Source organism: Methylibium rhizosphaerae (assembly GCF_006386545.1).
Taxonomy (GTDB): domain Bacteria; phylum Pseudomonadota; class Gammaproteobacteria; order Burkholderiales; family Burkholderiaceae_C; genus Pseudorivibacter; species Pseudorivibacter rhizosphaerae.
In genome coordinates, this window is sequence record NZ_SWAR01000020.1 from 68,353 (window position 1) to 87,598 (window position 19,246).

Here is a 19,246-nt window from a genome sequence, read left to right on the forward strand (position 1 = left end):
GGTGATGCGAGCGGGAGCTGCGGGCCTTCGGTGGCTGACGGCATGGCTGGCGGCGCTTGCGCTGGCCGCCTGCGGTTCGGGTGGCGGTGACGACACCCCGGCGCCGAACACCCCGCCGCCCTCCCCGCCTCCGGTGACCGGCTGGCCCACCGGCGACGGTGGGTTCGGCGTGCCGGCCTCGACCTTCACGCTGCCGGCCACCCTGGCCGGCAAGATCACCGCCGACTCCATCTACCTGGCCGACATCCAGGCGACCTTTCCCCAGGTGGACTGGGCCGCGCTGGACCGGCTCTACATTCCGGCCGGTCACTACAAGTTCATCCATATCGGCAACCTGCCGGTGCGCAGCGCCAGCCGCAAGCTGGTGATCACCAACACCGGCGGGCAGGTGCGCGTGGGCGCGCTCGGACACCACTACCTGTTCAACCTCGCGGGCGGCGCCAACTGGGTGATCACCGGCCGCCATGACCCGGTCTCGAAGACCGGCGATGCCGGCTACCCCGGCCACCGCGGCGGCAACTTCGCCCGCACGCAGGGGCGCTACGGGATCATGATCGACGACGCCTTCACCAGCAGCGGCGTCTCGGGCCTCGCGGTGCGCGGCGGCGCCACCGACTTCGAGATCGAATACCTGGAGATCGCCCGGGTCGAGTTCGCCGGCATCATGGCCAAGACCGACAGCACGGCCTCGGCCACGATGAGCAACGTCGTGCTGCACGACAACTACATCCACGACACCGGCAGCGAAGGCCTCTACATCGGCAGCACCCAGGCCCAGCCGCAGCACCAGATCCGCAACTGGCGCATCCACAACAACCGCATCCTGCGCACCGGCACCGAAGCCATCCAGCTCGGCCAGCTGGGCGGCACCAACGAAGTCCATCACAACGTGTTCGGCCCCGCCGCCATCGACTGGCGCGCCGCCTTCCAGGACTACCAGGACAACAACTTCCAGATCGGCATCCGCGAAGGCGAGCTACGGGTGCACGACAACATCTTCATCGGCTCGGCCGGCAGCACCGTGTCGTTCTTCGCACAGGCGGTCAGCGGCGACGCGACGGCGGGCAACACGGGTGTCACCTTCAGCCGCAACTACTTCTCGGACATGCGCAACCTCGGCATGTACGTCAACAACGTCGCCCTGCCGGGCATGAACTACCGGTTCGAGGACAACGTCTGGCGCGCCTGGCGTTTCGAGCGCGACCTGGTCTACACAGGCGAGTCCTCACCCGGCCAGCTGCTTCGCATCGCCAACACCGTCACCCCGGTGGTCTTCGACGGCAACACATGGAGCGGCCCGGCCGGCTTCATCAACCTGCTGCCGGGCGGCAGCGGCACCAGCGGCAACGTGAGCGGCAGCGGCAACACCCGCGCCGACGTGGAGGCGGTGCGCTTCATCGACGCCGGACTGCCCGACGGCTTCGACTACCTGAAGCTCGAGATGTGGACCGACGTGGCCACCCGCGGCGGCAACGTGCCGGTGAGCTACGAGCAAGGCTTCATCGTCCTGCACGGCGGTGCGCCGTACCGTTGCAGGCTCTCGCCATGCCCGGCCGGCGTGGTGCCCGACGGCAACCCCGGCACATGGGAGGCGCTTGCGCCATTCGCCGACGACGTGCGGGTCGTGCCGGGCAGCCGCTTCGAAGGCCGGGGCCTCGTGCCGCAGTAGCAGCCTGCGCGAGGGGTCAGCGCCCCGTGCGCGGCGCCAGCGGACCGGCCTCCAGCAGCTGCTTCAGCAGGTGCTCGTCCACCTCGCCGCGATGCACCTTGGCGTCGGCGTGGCCGAGCGCTCGCTGCAGCTCCTCCCACCGGCGACCCAGGCCGCGCTGGGCCTGCGTCTTGACGTGAACCGCGGTGAACGCCTCGAAGGGCACCGTCGTGCATTCGTCGGCGGACACCAGCGCAGCCGTGTGCACGTGCAGGAACAACGGCGGTGCTTCTGCACCGCCGGCCAGCGGCCGGGGCCGGATCTCCATCTCGAACAGAGTGCCGCGCTCACCTTCGTCACCGGGTGAATCCAGCCGCATCGGTTCGCTGACGCCGGCGATCTCCCCCATCTTGAGCAGCCGCTGCAGGTGTGCGGCGATGGGCGCTTCATGGCTCTTGAGCGCGTCAGCCTCGTCATTGTGGATGCGCGCGCTCACCAGGCTCATGGCCTGGAGCCGGTCTTCGACCTGCGAGATCGCCTCCTGCAGCTTGCCGTCGCCGGGGTGCGCCTGCAGCTGCACTTGCAGCTGCGCATGGAGCAAGTTCAGCGGTTCCTTGCGGCCGAACCAGCGCCTGGCGGACTTCCGGGCCGCATTGGCGGCCTCGATGGGATTGCCCGCCGGCGGTTCATCTGCTGCGTCCGCCGTCACCGGCTTGCCCGCGGCAAGCGCAATGGCTCGCGGGTCGCCGTTGAACTGATCGGCCAGTTCGAGCGTCAGCTTGCGCTGCTGCAGCATCTCGTGGGCCTTGTTGAGTGCCGTGCTGCGTGCGTCCACGGCAGGCGAGCCGCCCGCTGCGGCCTTGCCTTTCTTCCTTTTGCTGTTCGACGGTCCCGCGGCCTCGGCCGAGGCCGCCGGCAACGACGCGTTGGAGGCGGTCTTCCCCTGCGGCGCGTGCCGTGGACGCGGACCTGCCATTTCGCGCAGCCCTGCCAGGGCGTCCTTCAGCGAATGCGCGAAGTCGATCATTTCCTGCCATTGGTCGGCCGGGCAGTCCCATTGCTGCACGACATGCACCGCAAAGCGATCGGCCCGGTCGTCGACGTTTCCGATGGCCTTCAGGGCCGCGGCGTGTTGGTCGCCCGCATTGCCCGCGCCGGCCTCGCGAGCGGCCGTGCTCAAGTTCGCGGCCTCGGATGCGGCTATCACCAGTTCGCTGAAGGAAGCCCGCAGCTCCGCCGACAGCGTCGTGAAGCTGAGGACCCGCCGACAGTGCGCCTCCATCAGTTGCCCGTCGATGCGGCGCCGGACCGCCGCGATGTGTTCTTCTTCGCGCGACCTTGCCGGCAAGGAGAGCGTGCCGGCGGCGGGTTCTCCGGCAGGCGTCTTCTGCGATTCGAGCGCGTGGCGAGACTTCCTGATCAGGTCAGCGCAGGCTGCGCATTCCAGTTTCACCGCGGCCAAGTCCATGGGACTGGACGCCTGCAGCCCCTGGTCGATCTGCAACATGCGCCTCATGGCGAGCGTGTAGCAGTACTGCGGGAGACGGCGGCCGTGCTCCCGCAGGGCGGTCTTGACGTCGGCGCTGGCCCCGTCTCCCCACCTCGAAAGCGCGGTGTAGATGTCCAAGGCCTGCATCACCGACGGGAGCTCGGCCTGGAGCGTCTGCTCGGCCTTGGCACGGTCAGCATGCCGGGTCACCACGTCGTGGATGATCTTCACTCGCGACCCGAGCCGCTTGAGATCGGACACGGCGGCAACTTCGCGGCTCGAACTGCCGGACGTTGCGTCCGCGGGGCGCAGGCTCCGAAGATCCACCCGCCGGGCCGACTGCCCGGACGCTGATTCCGAGGTGGACGAGGCAGGCGAAGGCCGCCGGGCCGGCAGTCCGGGAGGCGCCACGACGGGCTCGCCGATGCGCGCGAGGTCGGACGCATCGTTGGCGCCCGGCGTGCCCACTGGTGCCCTCACGGGCGACACGCTGCCCCGGCCGATCCCCGAGGTCCCACTGCCTGACATCAAGCACTCCCATCAACACTGCTGACGAAGCCCGGGGAGGATGGCAGGGCACTGCATGCACGGCAGGCTCAGGACGAAGTTCCCGATCGCAATGCGAACTCCTTTCGCCCGGGTTCGCGCCGCTTGTAATTATGAATTCTTGATGCTAAGTTTCGGCCGTCTGCATCCACACCGACGGCCGCCCCAGCGTCATGACGGACCTCAGCGAGCTCAACTCCACCATCCGCGCGGTGTCGCTGCATGAAGAAGTGGCGTCGCGGCTGCGCACCCTCATCTTCGAGCGCCACCTCGCCCCGGGCCAGTGGGTCGACGAGCAGGCGCTGGCGCGCGAGTGGGGCATCAGCCGCACGCCCATGCGCGAGGCGCTCAAGGTGCTGGCGGCCGAAGGCCTGGTGACGCTGCAGCCGCGGCGCGGCTGCGTGGTCACCGAGGTGACGGAAGACGACGCCGAGCGGCTGTTCCCGGTGATGGCCCTGCTCGAGGGGCGCTGCGCCTACGAAGCCGCGCTGCATGCCAGCGATGCCCAGCTGGCCGAACTGCAGCGCCTGCACGAGGACCTCGAGCTCACCGCGGCAGCGCACGACGCCGAGGGCTACTACCGGGCCAACCATGTGTTCCACACGCGGGTGCAGGCGGCGGCCGGCAACCCGTGGCTGTCACGCGCGACCGACCAGCTGCGTGTGTTCATGCGGCTGCTGCGCGGTCGCCAGCTCGCCCGGCCGGGTCGCATCGACGACTCCATCGGCGAGCACCGCGCCCTCATCGACGCGCTGGCCGCCCGCGACGCCCCGCGGGCCGCGCAGCTGATGCACGACCACCTGATGGCGCAGCTCGTCGCGCTGAAAGCGCTGCGCGCCAGTGAAGCCGCTGCGGCTGCCAGGCCGGCGCGGCGCACCAAGGCCTGATCCGTCCCGCCCACGACACCCGCACACACCAGGAGCACCAAGATGTTCGGCCTGCCATCCTTCAGCTCCACCGACAAGGCGGCTCCCCGCGGCCCCGCGCGCCCCGCCAGCCCGGCCGCCGACGCGCGCCGGCTCAACCGGGTGGCCGCCACCTGCCGGCGCCTGCTGTCCGAGCGCGGCGAAGCCAACAGCGTGGCCATCGCCGCCGAGCTGCGCGAGGACCTCATGGCCCTGGCGCCGGAACAGCGGGTGGCCTTCTTCGAGCTGCTCGAAAGCCAGTTCGGCCCGGAGCCGATGGCGGTGCTCACCGCTGCCCAGCGCTATGCGCAGGAGCCGAGCGCGGCCAACCTCATCGGCCTCACCGCCGCTGCCGAGCCGCCGCGCCAGGAGCTGCTGCGCCGGCTCAACCGCGCGCCGGGCGGCACCGCGGCCATCGTGAAGCTGCGCCGTGCGCTGCTGGAGGTGCTGAAGACACGCCCCGAGCTGCTGGCGGTGGAGGCCGACTTCCAGCACCTGCTGTCATCCTGGTTCAACGCCGGCTTCCTGCGCATGGAGCAGGTCGACTGGCGCTCGAGCGCGGCGCTGCTCGAACGCATCATCGAACACGAGGCGGTGCACGCCATCGACGGCTGGAACGACCTGCGCCGGCGCCTGCAGCCCGACCGGCGCTGCTTCGCGTTCTTCCACCCGCAGCTGCCCGAGGAACCGCTGATCTTCGTGGAGGTGGCGCTGGTGCCGGAGATGCCCGACGCGATCGGCCCGCTCATCGATCCGGCCTCCGCGCCGCTGGCGCCGCGCAGCTTCAAGGTGGCGACCTTCTACTCCATCAGCAACTGCCAGCCGGGCCTGAAGGGCGTGTCGCTGGGCAACTTCCTGATCAAGCGGGTGGCCGAGCACCTGAAGGCCGAGTTTCCGCAGCTGCGCACGTTCTGCACGCTGTCGCCCATCCCGGGCTTCGCCGAATGGCTGCGCGGCAGCGGCGGCTGGGCCGAGCGCGCCGACGTGCGGCCGCGCCTGCGCGAGAAGCTGGCCGAAGCCGATGCGCTGCTGCGCGAGCGCTTCTCGGCAGACCTGTCGGGCCTCGGCAGCTTCGACGTCGAGGCGGCCGAGCCGGCCCAGCGCGAAGCGATCGAGCTGCTGGCCACCCACTACCTGGCGCACGAATCGGTCACGCCGCGCGGCAATGCGGTGGCGAAGTTCCACCTGGGCAACGGCGCACGACTGGAACGGCTCAACTGGGCCGCCGACCGCAGCCGCAAGGGCCTGAAGCAATCACTCGGACTCATGGTCAACTACCTGTACGACCTGGGCGAAGTGGAAGAGCGCCACGAGCGCTTCATGCACGGCGAGGTGGTCTCGGCCCGGCGCATCACGCAGAAGCTGTGAGTCACAGGTCACTACCCAAAAGAGGAGACAGACAATGAATGCACGTCGTTTTGCCATCAAGGCCCTGGCGGCCGCAGCGGTCGCGCTGGCTGCGCCGTGGGCCGCTGCGCAGGCCTGGCCGACCAAGCCGGTCACCATCGTCGTGCCGTTCCCGGCCGGCGGCGGCACCGATGCCTTCGCGCGGCCGCTAACGGCCCAGCTCACCAGGCAGCTGGGCATGCAGGTCATCATCGACAACAAGGGCGGCGCCGGCGGCACGGTGGGCGCGTCGCTCGCGTCGCGGGCGGCACCCGACGGCTACACCTTCTTCATGGGCGCGGTGCACCATGCCATCGCGCCGGCCATGTACCCCAAGCTGGACTACAACATCCTCACCGACTTCGTGCCGGTGGCGCTCATCTCGAAGGTGCCGCAGGTCATCGTGGTGAACCCGCAGCGTGTGCCGGCCAAGGACCTGAAGGAGCTGCTCGCCTATGCGAAGGCCAACCCCGGCAAGCTCAACTACGGCTCGGCCGGCAACGGCACCTCGCACCATCTGGCCGGCGAGCTCTTCAAGCTGCAGACGAAGACCTTCATCACCCACATTCCGTATCGCGGCGCGGGGCCTGCCCTGCAGGACCTGATGGCCGGGCAGGTGGACCTCATGTTCGACGGGCTGGGCTCGTCGGCCGCGCACATCAAGGGCGGCCGCATCAAGGCGCTGGCGGTGGCGGCCGACAAGCGCGCCCCCGGCTTCCCCGACATCCCCACCAGCGTCGAAGGCGGCGTGCCCAGCTACCAGGTCGCCACCTGGTACGGCCTGTGGGCGCCCAAGGGCACGCCCAGGGAGGTGGTGGACCGCATGAACGCCGAACTGGCCAAGGCCTTTGCCACGCCGGAACTCAAGGCCGCCTGGACCGGCCTCGGCTCCGAGACGCCCACGATGGCCGGCAAGGCCTTCGGCGATTTCGTGGCGGCCGAAGTCAAGCGCTGGGGCGAGGTGGCCAAGGCTTCGGGCGCCACGCTGGACTGACCCGATGGCCGGCACGATCCGTTTCGAGCGGCACCCGGGCTATCCCGAGGTCGGACTGCTCACGCTCGCGCATCCGGGCAAGCTCAACGCGATCAGCGTGGCGATGTGGCAGCGGCTGCGCGAGCTGGCGGGTTCGTTCGACGAAGCAGCGCAGCCGGTGCTCGCGGCCGTGATCGTGCGCGGCGAAGGCGGCAATTTCGCGGCCGGCGCCGACATCGAGGAGTTTCCCGACTTCCGCTTCGAGGCCGAAAGCCTGCGCCGCTACCACGAGGACGTGATCGCACCGGCGCTGGCCGCGCTGCTGTCCACCGACGTGCCGCTCATCGCGCAGATAGAAGGCGCCTGCGTGGGCGGCGGCCTGGAGATCGCCTGCTGCTGCGACATCCGCATCGCCCACCCTTCCGCGCGGTTCGGCGCGCCGATCGCGAAGCTCGGCTTTCCGATGGCGCCCGACGAACTGGCCGTGGTGCTGCAGGCGGCCGGCCGCGACACGGCGGCCGAGCTGCTGCTGGAGGCGGGCTTCGTCGATGCCCGCACCGCCGTGCAGCGGGGCCTGCTGCAGCGCCTGGCCGACGATTGCGAAGCCGAGGCGCTGGCCACGGCCGAACGCATCGCCTCGCTGCCGCTGGAGGTGGCACGGGCCAACAAGCGCACCCTGCGCCAGCTCCAGAATGGCGGCCCGAGCGCCATCGAGCGCGCACACCACTTCGCCTATGCGCAGGCGGCGCACCACCGCGAAGGCGTGGCGCGCTTCCTCGGCGGGCGAGGTCGCAAAACACCGTGAGTGAGCCAACGATGAACAACGACAACCTGTTTGCCGCGCTGAGGGCGGCCTTCCTGTCGCGGCCCGAGGGCACCGCGATCGAGACCGACAACGGTCTTTGCTACACCTGGCGCGACATCGAGCGCGCCACCGCAATGCTGGCCAACCTGCTGGCTTCGCTGAAGCTGCCCGAAGGCGCAAGGGTGGCGGCGCACACCGACAAGTCGGTCGAGGCGTTGCTGCTCTACCTCGCCACGCTGCGCGCCGGCCTCGTGTACCTGCCGCTCAACACCGCCTACCAGCAGGCCGAACTCGAATACTTCATCGGCAATGCCGAGCCCGGCGTCGTGGTGTGCAGCGGCCGCAACTTCCCGTGGGTCAGCAAGCTCGCGTTCAAGGCCGGCGTGAAGCACGTGTTCACCCTCGACGACGACCGCACCGGCTCCCTGCTTGAACGCGCCGCCCACATGAGCGACGAACACGACGTGGCCGTCAGGCGCGCCGAAGACCTGGCCGCCATCCTGTACACCTCGGGCACCACCGGGCGCAGCAAGGGCGCGATGCTCTCTCACGGCAACCTGCTGTCGAACGCGCTCACGCTGAAGGAGTACTGGGACTGGCAGCCCGGCGACGTGCTGATCCATGCGCTGCCGATCTTCCATGTGCACGGCCTGTTCGTCGCGTCGCACGGTGCGCTGCTCAACGGCAGCACGATGCTGTGGCTGTCGAAGTTCGATCCGGCCGCGGTGATCGAGCGGCTGCCGCGGGCCACGGTGTTCATGGGCGTGCCCACGCTCTACGTGCGCCTGCTGTCCGAGCCCGGCCTCACCCGGGCGGCCTGCTCGCACATGCGCCTGTTCGTCTCCGGCTCGGCGCCGCTGCTCATCGAGACCTTCCGCGACTGGCAGGAGCGCACCGGCCACACCATCCTCGAGCGCTACGGCATGAGCGAGACGGTGATGCTGTCGTCCAACCCCTGCCGCGCCGGCGACGGCGAGCGCCAGGGCGGCACGGTGGGCAAGCCGCTGCCGGGCGTGCAGATTCGCGTGGTGGGCGAGCGCGGCCAGCCGCTGCCGGCCGACGAGATCGGCAACGTCGAAGTGAAGGGGCCGAACGTGTTTGCCGGCTACTGGCGCATGCCCGAGAAGACGGCCGAGGAGTTCACCGCCGACGGCTGGTTCAAGACCGGTGACGTGGGCCGCTTCGACGCCAGGGGCTACCTCACCATCGTGGGCCGCAGCAAGGACCTCATCATCACCGGCGGCTACAACGTCTATCCGGCCGAGATCGAGAGCTACCTGAACGACACCGAAGGCGTGGCCGAGTCGGCGGTGGTCGGCGTGCCGCACCCCGACTTCGGCGAAGGCGTCATCGCGGTGGTGGTGCCCAAGCCCGGCGCCGGGCTCGACGAGGCGGCCCTGCTCGGCCAGCTCAAGCGGCAGATCGCCAACTACAAGGTGCCCAAGCGCCTGTTCCTGGTGGGCGAGCTGCCGCGCAACGCGATGGGCAAGGTGCAGAAGAACCTGCTGCGCAAGGAGCACGAGGGGCTCTTCGCCCCCGCCTCAGCGTCTCACTGAAAGCCTTCGAAGTAGGCGTCCAGTTCCGCCAGGTAGCGTTCCCGGGCCGGTGTGTCCAGGAACGCCGCCTCGAAACTGTTGCGCGCCAGCTGCCATGCCTGCCCGGCACCCAGTCCGAGTGCGCCGAAGGTGTCGGTGAAGTTCTGGTTCAGGTAGCCGCCGAAATAGGCCGGGTCGTCCGAATTCACCATGGCCTTCAGGCCGGCCTCGAGCAGCTTGCCGAGGTTGTGGTCGCGCAGGTCCGGGAACACGCACAGCTTCTGGTTCGACAGCGGGCACACCGTGAGCGGCACCTCGTCGCGCACCAGCCGGGCCACCAGCTCGGGGTCTTCCAGGCAGCGCACGCCGTGGTCGATACGCTCCACCTTGAGCACGTCCAGCGCGTTCCAGATGTATTCGGGCGGCCCTTCCTCGCCGGCATGCGCCACCAGGTGCAGGCCGAGTTCACGGGCCCGCGAGAACGCCCGCTCGAACTTCTCGGGCGGGTGGCCGCGTTCGCTGGAGTCCAGCCCCACGCCGATGAAATGCTCGCGATACGGCAGCGCCTGCTCCAGCGTCTCGAGCGCCTCGTCTTCGCTCAGGTGCCGAAGGAAGCACAGGATCAGCTCCGCGCTCATGCCCAGCTCGCGGCGCGCCTTCGAGGTGGCGCTGGTGAGGCCCTTGATCACCGTCTCCATCGGCACGCCGCGCGCGGTGTGCGTCTGCGGGTCGAAGAAGATCTCGGCATGCCGCACGTTCTCGGCCGCCGCCTTCGTGAGGTAGGCCCAGGCCATGTCGTGGAAGTCGGCTTCCTTGAGCAGCACCGAGGCGCCGGCGTAGTAGATGTCGAGGAAGCTCTGCAGGTCGGTGAAGGCATAGGCCGCGCGCAGTGCCTCCACGCTCGGGTAGCCGAGGCTCACGCCGTTGCGCTGCGCGAGCTTGAAGATCAGCTCGGGTTCGAGCGAGCCCTCGATGTGGATGTGCAGCTCGGCCTTTGGCATGCCCTGCAGCAGCGCCGGCAGGCGTTCTCGCGGGATGTGCGCAAAGCGGTTCGTGGTGGTCATGGGCGGATCCAGAAAGAGGGTGATCGGAGCAGCCCTTGTGCGCACGGCGATCGCGTGGATGTCACCACCACGGGCCGCCGCGCCGGGCCGCTCCCAAGCAAGGCCCGCCTCCCCTCGGGGGAGTGGCCGGCGTATCCGCCGGCCGAGGGGCCGTCACTTCCCCGTCGGCACTTTGCCTTCCACGCCCTTGACGTAGAAGCTGATGCCGCCGAGGAACTTGTCGTCGGCGACTTCGTCCTTCTTCAGCACTTCCTTGCCGTCGGAGCCGACGATGGGGCCCTTCCAGATGGACAGCGTGCCGTCCTTCAGGCCCGCCTTGGCAGCCTCGGCCTTGGCCTTCAGGTCGGCGGGCACCTTGTCGGAGATCGACACGATGTCGATGGCGCCTTCCTTGACGCCCCACCAGGTGTTGCCTTCGCTCTTCCAGGTGCCGTCGAGCGCGTCCTTCACCGCCTTCTTGTAGTACGGGCCCCAGTTGATGATGGCCGACGCCAGGTGGGCCTTCGGGCCGTAGGCGGTCATGTCGCTGTCCCAGCCGAAGGCGAGCTTGCCCTTCTCTTCGGCCTTCTTCAGCACCGCAGGCGAGTCGGTGTTCTGCATCAGCACGTCGGCACCCTGGTTGATCAGGCTTTCGGCGGCTTCACCTTCCTTGGGCGGGTCGAACCACTTGTTGACCCAGACCACCTTGGTCTTGATCTTCGGGTTCACGCTCTGCGCACCCAGCGTGAACGAGTTGATGTTGCGGATCACCTCGGGAATCGGCACCGAGCCGACCACGCCCAGCACGTTGGTCTTGGTCATGCCGCCGGCGATCACGCCGGCCATGTAGGCGCCTTCATAGGTGCGGCTGTCGTAGGTGCGCAGGTTCTCGGCCTGCTTGTAGCCGGTGGCGTGCTCGAACTTCACCTCCTTCATGTCGCCGGCCACCTTGAGCATCGACTCCATGTAGCCGAAGGTGGTGCCGAAGATCAGCTTGTTGCCCTGGCCGGCCATGTCGCGGATCACCCGCTCCGCATCGGCCGCCTCGGGCACGTTCTCGACGTAGCTCGTGACCACCTTGTCGCCGAACTCGGCCTCGACGGCCTTGCGGCCCAGGTCGTGGGCGTAGGTCCAGCCGCCATCGCCCACCGGGCCGATGTAGGCGAAGGCCACCTTCAGCGGCTCGGGCTTGGCCGGGGCGGCGGCAGGTGCGGAAGCCGGCGCGGCCGCGGTGGGCGCTTCTTCCTTCTTGCCGCAGCCCACCAGCGCAGCGGTCGCCGCGACGGAAGCCAGGGCAGAGAGCTTGAGCAACGAACGCTTCGTGAGCATGGTCATGTCGTCTCCGGGTGAAAGATCGAGAAAGCGGGATGTTATTTCAGCATTGGGCCGCCGCGCGGCCGGTGGGACGCCGTCATCCACCGGGGAAGAACGGCTTGCCCAGGGAGGCCGGCATGTTGACCCGGATCCACGTCGGGTTGCGCGAGATCAGCACCAGCACGACGATGGTGGCCAGGTAGGGCAGCATCGTCAGCAGCTGGCTGGCGATCTCCACCCCCTGGCCCTGCAGGTGGAACTGCAGCATCGTCACGCCGCCGAACAGGTAGGCCCCCAGCAAGAGCCGGGCCGGGCGCCAGGTGGCGAAGGTGGTGAGGGCCAGCGCGATCCAGCCTTTGCCGGCCGTCATGCCCTCGACCCACAGGCCGGTGTAGGTGACCGAGATGTAGGCGCCGGCCACGCCGCACAGCGCTCCGCCCACCATCACCGCCAGCAGGCGGATGCGCCGCACCGGGTAGCCCAGCGCATGGGCCGACTCGGGCGATTCGCCGACCGCACGCAGCACCAGCCCTGCGCGCGAGCGGTACAGGAACCAGGCGAGCCCTGCGGTGAGCGCGATGGCGACGAACACCATGGGGTGCTGCCTGAAGAGAGCCGGCCCGACGAACGGGAGGTCGCCCAGCAACGTCAGCTCGAAGCGCGGCATCGCCGGCAGCTTCTCCTGCGTGTAGCGGATGCCCACGAAGGCCGAGAAGCCCACGCCGAACAGCGACAGCGCCAGGCCCGAGGCGTACTGGTTGGTGTTGAGCCAGATCACCAGCACGCCGAAGGCGGCCGCCAGCACCGCCCCGGCAGCCGCGCCCGCACCGAAAGCGAGCCATGCGTTGCCGGTATGCACCGCAGTGGCGAATCCGGCGATCGCGGCCACGAGCATCATGCCTTCGGCGCCCAGGTTCACGATGCCGGCGCGTTCGTTGATGAGCAGGCCCAGGCCGGCAATGGCGAGCACGGTGCCGGCGTTGAGGGTGGCGGCGATGAGGAGTGCGAAGGAGTCCATCTCAGTTGCTCCAATGCGCCGCGCGCAAAGGCGATTCCCCCTCTCCCGCAAGCGGGAGAGGGTTGGGGTGAGGGCCCATGCGGCGCCATATCGGTTTCATCTCATGCCTCTTTCACGACGGCTGCCGACGTGGCGCCTGGCTGTGGCGCCGCGACCTTGGGCACGCGGGCCCACCGGACGCGATAGTGGATCAGCGTGTCGCAGCCCAGCAGCGCGAACAGCAGCAGCCCCTGGAACACGCCGGTGATCGACTTGGGCAGGCCCAGGCGCGACTGCGCCAGCTCGCCGCCGATGTAGAACATGCTCATCAGGACCGCCGAGAACACGATGCCCACCGGGTGCAGCCGCCCGACGAAGGCCACGATGATGGCGGCGAAGCCGTAGCCGGCCGGCACGTGCGGCGTGAGCTGGCCCAGCGGCCCGGCGGCCTCGAGCGCGCCGGCCAGGCCCGCCATGCCGCCCGAGAGCAGCAGCGCCGTCCACAGGGCATGGCGCGACGAGAAGCCGGCATAACGCGCCGCCGCCGGTGCCAGCCCGCCCACCTGCAGCTGGAAGCCGCGGTAGGTGCGGAACAGCAGCACCCAGAAGGCCGCCACCGCCGCCAGCGCGATGAGCACGCCGATGTTGACCCGGTAGCTGGCGAACAGCTTCGGGATCTTGGTAGCGGCGGCGAAGGTGATGGTCTGCGGGAAGTTGTAGCCCTGCGGGTCTTTCCAGGGTCCGTAGACCAGGTAGCTCAGCACCATGTCGGCCACGTAGACCAGCATCAGGCTCACCAGGATCTCGTTGGCGTTGAAGCGGTCGCGCAGCAGCGCGGTGATGGCCGCCCACAGCATGCCGCCCAGCACGCCGGCCACCAGGATGGGCAGAACGATCCAGCGCGAGGTGTCGGGTCCGGCCTGCATGGCCACCCAGCCGCCGGCCAGCGCACCCAGGATGAACTGGCCCTCGGCGCCGATGTTCCACACGTTGGAGCGGAAGCACACCGCGAGGCCGAGCGCGATGAGCACCAGCGGCACCGCCTTGACCGCCAGCTCCGACAGCGCATACGCGCTCTTCACCGGCTCGATGAAGAACACCTGCAGGCCGCGCAGCGGGTCCTTGCCCAGCAGCAGGAACAGGCACACGCCGATGACCACGGTGATCGCCAGCGCGATGAGCGGCGAGGCGAACGACATCGCCTTCGAGGGCTGCGGCCGCGCTTCAAGCTTGAGCATGGGCCACCTCCGTCCTTGCGGTGTCTGCAGCAGCGGCGCCGCCCCCGCGCGGCCACAGGCCGCTCATCCATTCGCCGATCTGCTCGACGGTGGCCTCGGCGGTAGGCACGCTGGGCGACAGGCGCCCCTGCGCCATCACCACCAGCCGGTCGCAGATCTCGAACAGCTCGTCGAGCTCCTCGCTCACCACGAGCAGCGCGCAGCCGGCGTCGCGCAGCCTGAGCAGCTCGCCGCGGATCTGGGCGGCAGCGCCCACATCCACGCCCCAGGTGGGCTGCGAGACGATCAGCAGCTTCGGGTTCGCGTCGATCTCGCGGCCGACGATGAACTTCTGCAGGTTGCCCCCCGACAGGCTCTTGGCCGCGGCGCCCGGGCCGCCGGCCTTGACGTTGAAGCGGGAGATGAGCGCCTCGGCCAGTCGCTGCACCTGCCCCGTGCTGACCCAGCCCGAACGCCGCGACACCGCCTCGGTGCGGGTGAGCAGCGTGTTCTGCGCCAGCGACAGGGTGGGCACCGCGCCGCGGCCCAGCCGCTCCTCCGGCACGAAATGCAGGCCGGCCTTGCGCCGGTGCCGCGGCGAATGCCGGGCGATGTCCTGCCCGAACAGGGTGATCGAGCCCGACGGCGCGCGGGTGTCCTCGCCGGACAGCGCGGCCATGAGTTCCTGCTGGCCGTTGCCCGACACGCCGGCAATGCCGACGATCTCGCCGGCACGCACCGACAGGCCGATGTCGGACAGCGCGGTGCCGAAGGGCGAGGCCTTGGGCAGGTGCAGCTGCTTCACGTCGAGCACCACGTCGCCGGCTGCCAGCTGCTGGTGCCTGAGCTGCGGCGGCTCGGCGCCGATCATCAGGCGCGACAGGCCGGCGTTAGTTTCCCGGGTGGGGTCGACCTCGCCGGTCACCTTGCCGCCGCGCAGCACGGTGCAGTGATGGCACAGCGCGCGGATCTCGTCGAGCTTGTGGCTGATGTAGAGGATGGAGCAGCCTTCGCCGGCCAGCTGGCGCAGCGTGACGAACAGCTTGTCCACCGCCTGCGGCGTGAGCACCGAGGTCGGCTCGTCGAGGATGAGCAGCTGCGGCTTCGTGAGCAGCGCCCGCACGATCTCGACCCGCTGGCGCTCGCCCACCGACAGGGTGTGCACCGGCCGCAGCGGGTCGACGTCGAGCCCGTAGTCGTGCGACACCTTGCGCACCCGCTCGGTCACCTCGGCCAGCGAAACCGACCGGGCCAGCCCCAGCCACACGTTCTCGGCGGCGGTGAGCGTGTCGAACAGCGAGAAGTGCTGGAACACCATCGAGATGCCCAGCGCCCGGGCCTCGTTCGGATTGCGCACCGCCACCGGCTGGCCGTTCCAGCGCACTTCACCCTCGTCGGGCCGCACCGCACCGTAGATGATCTTCATCAGGGTGCTCTTGCCGGCGCCGTTTTCGCCCAGCACGGCGTGGATCTGGCCGGGCAGCACCCGAAGGTTCACGCCATCGTTGGCGCGCACGGCCGGGTACTGCTTGGAAATGCCCAGCAGCTCGAGGCGGGGGATCATGTCGGGAAACTCCTGCATGGCCGGCATTCTCCCTCCGGCGCAATCCTGGTCACCAGTCACTGGTCACCAGTCACTGCTCAATGAGCAACGTAGATGAACTTGAACAGGAAGATCCCGCCGATGATCCAGACCATCGGGTGCGCCTCGCGCCACCTGCCGGTGAACAGCTTCAGCACCGCGTAGGTGATGAAGCCGAAAGCCAGGCCGTTGGCGATCGAGTAGGTCAGCGGCATGGCCAGCGCGGTGACGGTGGCCGGGATGACCTCGGTGGTTTCGTCCCAGTTCAGCTCGGTCAGCTCCCTGAGCATCAAACATGCCACGAAGAACAGCGCCGGCGCGGTGGCATAGGCCGGCACGGCGCCGGCCAGCGGCGAGATGAACAGGCAGGCCAGGAACAGCACCGCCACGGTGACGGCGGTGAGCCCGGTGCGGCCGCCCGCCTGCACCCCGGAGGCACTTTCGAGGTAGGCGGTGGTGCTGGAGGTGCCCAGCAGAGAGCCGGCGAATATGGCGCCGCTGTCGGCCAGCAGGGCCTTGTTCATGCGGCCCATCCCTGCTTCGGACAGGAGGCCGGCGCGCTTGGCCACTGCCATCAGGGTGCCGGTGGCGTCGAACAGCTCGACCAGGAAGAACACCAGGATCACGTTGAACACGCCCGCCGCCAGCGCCCCCTTGAGGTCGAGCTGCAGGAAGGTGGGCTCGATGGACGGCGGTGCCGAGAAGATGCCGCTGAACTGGTTGCCGGCGAAGAAGAACGACAGCACCGTGACCAGCAGGATGCCGGCCAGCAGCGCGCCGCGGACCTTCAGCCGGTCGAGCACCACCACCGCGAAGAAGCCGATGATGGCCAGCACCACCGAGGGCTGGTGCAGGTCGCCCAGCGTCACGTAGGTGGCCTTCGACGGGCCCACGATGCCGGCGCTCTTGAGCGCGATGATGGCCAGGAACATGCCGATGCCCACGGTGATGCCGATGCGCAGCGACTGCGGTATGCCGCGGATGATGGTCTTGCGCAGGCCGAACAGCGTGGTCGCGAGGAACAGGCAGCCCGAGATGAACACCGCGCCCAGCGCCACCTGCCAGGTGTAGCCCATGCCCAGCACCACCACATAGGCGAAGTAGGCGTTCAGGCCCATGCCGGGCGCCATGGCGATGGGGTAGTTGGCATACAGGCCCATGATGGCCGTGCCCAGCGCCGCGATCAGGCAGGTGGCCACGAACACGGCGCCCTTGGGCATGCCGGCGTCGCCCAGGATCGACGGGTTGACGAAGATGATGTAGGCCATCGTCAGGAAGGTGGTGAGCCCGGCGATGAGCTCGGTGCGCACCGTGGTGCCGTGGGCCTGCAGCTGGAAGAAGCGGTTCAGCCAGGAAGGGCTGGTCGCGATGGCGGTGCGCGGTGTTTCGCTGTTCGCAGCGCTGGGCACCGCGCCGTCGGCGTGGGTGGTCGTGATCTGCATGTTGTCTCCTGTGTGCACGCCCGTTCTCGGGTTCTTGTGTGTGCGTGTCTCGGGTGAGGCGGTCGGTCAGGTCCCCTGGTCTTTCTGGTCTTTCTGGTATCTCGGCACGCCGGCCACGTAGGCCGTGTGCAGCAGCCGCTCGTCGCCCAGCGTCATCCAGGCGAAGAGCTTCTCGTGCAGGTCCTGCGCGAGGCTCATGCGGTGCGCCTGCAGCGGCGTGGCGCTCCAGTCCCACACGCAGACGTCGGCAAGCGTCCCGGCGTCGAAGCTGCCGATCTCGCCGGCAAGGTGCAGCGCCTTCGCCGCGCCTCGCGTGGCGCCGTACACCGCCTTGTAGGCGGTGAGCTTGACGCCTCGCATCGCCTGCACCTTGTAGGCGTCGGCCAGCGTGCGGATCATCGACAGGCTGGTGCCGCCGCCCACGTCGGTGGCCAGCGTCACCTGGGCGCCCTGCCCTTCGGCGCCGAGCCAGTCGAACAGGCCGCTGCCGAGGAACAGGTTGGAGCTCGGGCTGTGCGCGACCTGCGCACCGGTCTCGCGCAGCAGCACCCGGTCGGTGTCGTCGAGCCAGATGCCGTGGGCCAGCACCGCGCGCTCGTTGAGCAGGCGGTGGCGGTGGTAGACGTCGAGGTAGCTGCGCGCCTGCGGAAAGAGCTCGCCCACCCAGCGCACCTCGTCGCGGTTCTCGGCCACGTGGGTCTGCATGTAGGTGCCGGGGTGCGCGGCCAGCAGGTCGGCCGCCATGTCCATCTGCGCGCTGGTGCTGGTGGGCGCGAAGCGCACCGTCAGCGCATAGGCGAGCCGCCCGCGGCCGTGCCAGCGGCCGATGAGGTCGACGCAGTCGCGCTCGGCGCTCGCCACGTCGTCGCGCAGGCCGTCGGGCGCATGCCGGTCCATCAGCACCTTGCCGGCCACCAGGCGCATGCCGCGCCGCTCGGCGCTCGCGAACAAGGCATCGGCCGAGACCTTGTGCACGGTGGGGAACACCACCGCCGCTGTGGTGCCGTGCGCCAGCAGCGCATCGACGAAACGCTCGGCGCCGGCGGCCGCCACCACCGGGTCGGCATAGCGCCGCTCGGCGGGGAAGGTGTAGGTGTTGAGCCACTCGAGCAGCTCGGTGCCGTAGGAGGCGATCACGTCGAGCTGCGGGCTGTGCACGTGCGTGTCGATGAAGCCGGGCAGCACCAGCCTGCCGCGGTGGTCGATGCGGGTCCAGCCGGCATCGGGCTCCTCGGCCTGCACGCCGGCCACGCGGCCGTCGTCGATGAGCAGCCAGTGGTCGGGGCGGAAGCGCACGCCCGGGGCATGCGCCGGCGCGGCGAAGCCGGGGTCGGCATCGAAGTCGAGCAGGTCGCCGCGCAGGGCGATGCGTCGTGGGGAAGTGGCGTTCATCGTCTTCTGAGGAGAGTTCGCGTCAATGTGCAGGCAAGGCGCGCGCCACGTCGCGCACTTGCTCGCGCAGCCAGCGGCCGGCCGCGGAGTGATGGCTCAGGTCGTGCCAGAGCTGGTAGTAGGTCAGCGAAGGAAAGCTCACCGGGCAACGCACGATGCGCAGCGGGAAGTTGTTGATGTAGCGCGAGCAGAACAGCCGGCCGGTGGTGAGCACCAGGCGCGAGCGGGCCAGCATGAGCGGCGTGAGGCCGAAGTGCGGGTTGCGAACGACGATCTGACGCGACAGGCCCAGGCTGTCGAGGTGCTCGTCGATCACGCCGCGCGCGCCCGGGTGCAGCGGCGTGGGCGCGATGTGCTCGCTGGCGAGGTAGCGCTCGGCGGTCCAGCTCCTCGGGTTGCGCACGGCGGGGTGGTCCTCGGCCACGAGGCAGACGATCTCGTCGGTGAGCAGGCGTCCCAGGTGCAGCTCGCCCGGAGGCTCGAGCCAGTTGCCCACCACCAGGTCGACCTCGCCGCGCGAGAGGCTCTTGCGATAGTCGAACTCGCCCGACAGCGGCAGGATCTCCAGCTTCACGCCCGGCGCCGCTTCCTTGAGCCTCACCACGAGCTCCGGCAGGAACAGCGGGTCGAGGTAGTCGCTGGCGGCGATGCGGAAGGTCTGGCTCGAATGCGCCGCGTCGAACTCCAGCGCCTTGGCTCTGGCGCCGAACATCAGCTGGGCATTGCGCAGCAGTTCGCCGGCGGGCTCGAGCAGCTCCTGCGCCACGTCGGTGGGCGCCATGCCATGGCCCGAGCGCACCAGCAGCGGGTCGCCGATGAGCGTGCGCAGGCGCTTCAGCTGGGCGCTGACGGCCGGCTGGGTGGTCGAGAGCCGCAAAGCGGCCCTGGAAACGCTGCGCTCGGTGATCACGGTGTGAAAAACCCTGATGAGGTACAGCTCAATCTTGTCGAAAACGGCCCGCTCCGCCATAT

15 protein-coding genes are annotated in these 19,246 nt (G+C 69.3%); 6 read left to right on the forward strand and 9 right to left on the reverse strand.

Annotated features, from left to right (window positions below; translation table 11 throughout):
* The first annotated feature begins 4 nt into the window (after window positions 1-4).
* A complete protein-coding gene (locus E8D38_RS15390) occupies window positions 5-1,669 on the forward strand; it encodes a right-handed parallel beta-helix repeat-containing protein (protein WP_181179158.1) in 1,665 nt (554 codons plus the stop codon).
* Window positions 1,670-1,685: 16 nt separating this feature from the next.
* Here the strand turns inward: E8D38_RS15390 and E8D38_RS15395 are convergent, their stop codons facing one another.
* Window positions 1,686-3,398 carry a hypothetical protein gene (locus tag E8D38_RS15395; RefSeq protein ID WP_140632519.1) on the reverse strand — a complete coding sequence of 571 codons (1,713 nt, stop codon included), beginning with the start codon at window positions 3,396-3,398 and terminating at the stop codon, window positions 1,686-1,688.
* Window positions 3,399-3,856: 458 nt separating this feature from the next.
* Between E8D38_RS15395 and E8D38_RS15400 the strand changes: the two genes are divergently transcribed.
* Genes E8D38_RS15400 through E8D38_RS15420 form a run of 5 tightly spaced genes read left to right on the forward strand, consistent with a single transcriptional unit; the run spans window position 3,857 to window position 9,308 of the window.
* Window positions 3,857-4,570 carry a GntR family transcriptional regulator gene (locus E8D38_RS15400; RefSeq protein ID WP_140632522.1) on the forward strand — a complete coding sequence of 238 codons (714 nt, stop codon included), beginning with the start codon at window positions 3,857-3,859 and terminating at the stop codon, window positions 4,568-4,570.
* A gap of 42 nt (window positions 4,571-4,612) precedes the next feature.
* Complete coding sequence (locus tag E8D38_RS15405) at window positions 4,613-5,956, forward strand: malonyl-CoA decarboxylase (RefSeq protein ID WP_140632525.1); 1,344 nt, start codon at window positions 4,613-4,615, stop codon at window positions 5,954-5,956.
* Between the two features lie 34 nt (window positions 5,957-5,990).
* Complete coding sequence (locus E8D38_RS15410) at window positions 5,991-6,968, forward strand: Bug family tripartite tricarboxylate transporter substrate binding protein (protein WP_140632528.1); 978 nt, start codon at window positions 5,991-5,993, stop codon at window positions 6,966-6,968.
* Between the two features lie 4 nt (window positions 6,969-6,972).
* Window positions 6,973-7,752 carry an enoyl-CoA hydratase/isomerase family protein gene (locus E8D38_RS15415; RefSeq protein WP_140632531.1) on the forward strand — a complete coding sequence of 260 codons (780 nt, stop codon included), beginning with the start codon at window positions 6,973-6,975 and terminating at the stop codon, window positions 7,750-7,752.
* Window positions 7,753-7,763: 11 nt separating this feature from the next.
* Window positions 7,764-9,308, forward strand: coding sequence for a malonate--CoA ligase (locus E8D38_RS15420; protein ID WP_140632534.1), 1,545 nt, complete (start codon window positions 7,764-7,766; stop codon window positions 9,306-9,308).
* On the opposite strand, the gene E8D38_RS15425 is transcribed toward E8D38_RS15420, so the two are convergent.
* The 8 genes from E8D38_RS15425 to E8D38_RS15460 all read right to left on the reverse strand — a co-directional run bounded on the left by E8D38_RS15425 (window position 9,302) and on the right by E8D38_RS15460 (window position 19,244).
* Complete coding sequence (locus E8D38_RS15425; protein WP_140632537.1) at window positions 9,302-10,351, reverse strand: adenosine deaminase; 1,050 nt, start codon at window positions 10,349-10,351, stop codon at window positions 9,302-9,304. The genes E8D38_RS15420 and E8D38_RS15425 overlap by 7 nt on opposite strands.
* A gap of 153 nt (window positions 10,352-10,504) precedes the next feature.
* Window positions 10,505-11,665, reverse strand: a complete 1,161-nt coding sequence (locus tag E8D38_RS15430; protein WP_140632540.1) for a BMP family ABC transporter substrate-binding protein — start codon at window positions 11,663-11,665, stop codon at window positions 10,505-10,507.
* 76 nt (window positions 11,666-11,741) lie between these two features.
* The gene (locus tag E8D38_RS15435; protein WP_140632543.1) at window positions 11,742-12,662 is read right to left on the reverse strand and encodes an ABC transporter permease; all 921 of its coding nucleotides are present in this window, start codon (window positions 12,660-12,662) and stop codon (window positions 11,742-11,744) included.
* Between the two features lie 101 nt (window positions 12,663-12,763).
* On the reverse strand, window positions 12,764-13,879 hold the full coding sequence (locus tag E8D38_RS15440; RefSeq protein WP_140632546.1) for an ABC transporter permease: 1,116 nt from the start codon (window positions 13,877-13,879) through the stop codon (window positions 12,764-12,766).
* On the reverse strand, window positions 13,866-15,422 hold the full coding sequence (locus E8D38_RS15445) for an ABC transporter ATP-binding protein (protein WP_181179159.1): 1,557 nt from the start codon (window positions 15,420-15,422) through the stop codon (window positions 13,866-13,868). Before E8D38_RS15445 ends, E8D38_RS15440 begins: the two co-directional genes overlap by 14 nt.
* Before the next feature lie 77 nt (window positions 15,423-15,499).
* Window positions 15,500-16,882, reverse strand: coding sequence for an NCS2 family permease (locus tag E8D38_RS15450; protein ID WP_140632551.1), 1,383 nt, complete (start codon window positions 16,880-16,882; stop codon window positions 15,500-15,502).
* Window positions 16,883-16,948: 66 nt separating this feature from the next.
* Window positions 16,949-18,274 carry a guanine deaminase gene (guaD, locus tag E8D38_RS15455; RefSeq protein ID WP_140632554.1) on the reverse strand — a complete coding sequence of 442 codons (1,326 nt, stop codon included), beginning with the start codon at window positions 18,272-18,274 and terminating at the stop codon, window positions 16,949-16,951.
* A gap of 22 nt (window positions 18,275-18,296) precedes the next feature.
* Window positions 18,297-19,244 carry a LysR family transcriptional regulator gene (locus E8D38_RS15460; protein ID WP_140632557.1) on the reverse strand — a complete coding sequence of 316 codons (948 nt, stop codon included), beginning with the start codon at window positions 19,242-19,244 and terminating at the stop codon, window positions 18,297-18,299.
* Window positions 19,245-19,246 lie beyond the last annotated feature (2 nt).

Excerpts from the sequence above, each read along its gene's own strand:
- E8D38_RS15390 (WP_181179158.1), top strand. The coding sequence starts at position 5 with ATGCGAGCGGGAGCTGCGGGCCTTCGGTGGCTGACGGCATGGCTGGCG.
- E8D38_RS15400 (WP_140632522.1), top strand. The coding sequence starts at position 3,857 with ATGACGGACCTCAGCGAGCTCAACTCCACCATCCGCGCGGTGTCGCTG.
- E8D38_RS15405 (WP_140632525.1), top strand. The coding sequence starts at position 4,613 with ATGTTCGGCCTGCCATCCTTCAGCTCCACCGACAAGGCGGCTCCCCGC.
- E8D38_RS15410 (WP_140632528.1), top strand. The coding sequence starts at position 5,991 with ATGAATGCACGTCGTTTTGCCATCAAGGCCCTGGCGGCCGCAGCGGTC.
- E8D38_RS15415 (WP_140632531.1), top strand. The coding sequence starts at position 6,973 with ATGGCCGGCACGATCCGTTTCGAGCGGCACCCGGGCTATCCCGAGGTC.
- E8D38_RS15420 (WP_140632534.1), top strand. The coding sequence starts at position 7,764 with ATGAACAACGACAACCTGTTTGCCGCGCTGAGGGCGGCCTTCCTGTCG.
- E8D38_RS15425 (WP_140632537.1), bottom strand. The coding sequence starts at position 10,351 with ATGACCACCACGAACCGCTTTGCGCACATCCCGCGAGAACGCCTGCCG.
- E8D38_RS15430 (WP_140632540.1), bottom strand. The coding sequence starts at position 11,665 with ATGACCATGCTCACGAAGCGTTCGTTGCTCAAGCTCTCTGCCCTGGCT.
- E8D38_RS15435 (WP_140632543.1), bottom strand. The coding sequence starts at position 12,662 with ATGGACTCCTTCGCACTCCTCATCGCCGCCACCCTCAACGCCGGCACC.
- E8D38_RS15440 (WP_140632546.1), bottom strand. The coding sequence starts at position 13,879 with ATGCTCAAGCTTGAAGCGCGGCCGCAGCCCTCGAAGGCGATGTCGTTC.
- E8D38_RS15445 (WP_181179159.1), bottom strand. The coding sequence starts at position 15,422 with ATGATCCCCCGCCTCGAGCTGCTGGGCATTTCCAAGCAGTACCCGGCC.
- E8D38_RS15450 (WP_140632551.1), bottom strand. The coding sequence starts at position 16,882 with ATGCAGATCACGACCACCCACGCCGACGGCGCGGTGCCCAGCGCTGCG.
- guaD (WP_140632554.1), bottom strand. The coding sequence starts at position 18,274 with ATGAACGCCACTTCCCCACGACGCATCGCCCTGCGCGGCGACCTGCTC.
- E8D38_RS15460 (WP_140632557.1), bottom strand. The coding sequence starts at position 19,244 with ATGGCGGAGCGGGCCGTTTTCGACAAGATTGAGCTGTACCTCATCAGG.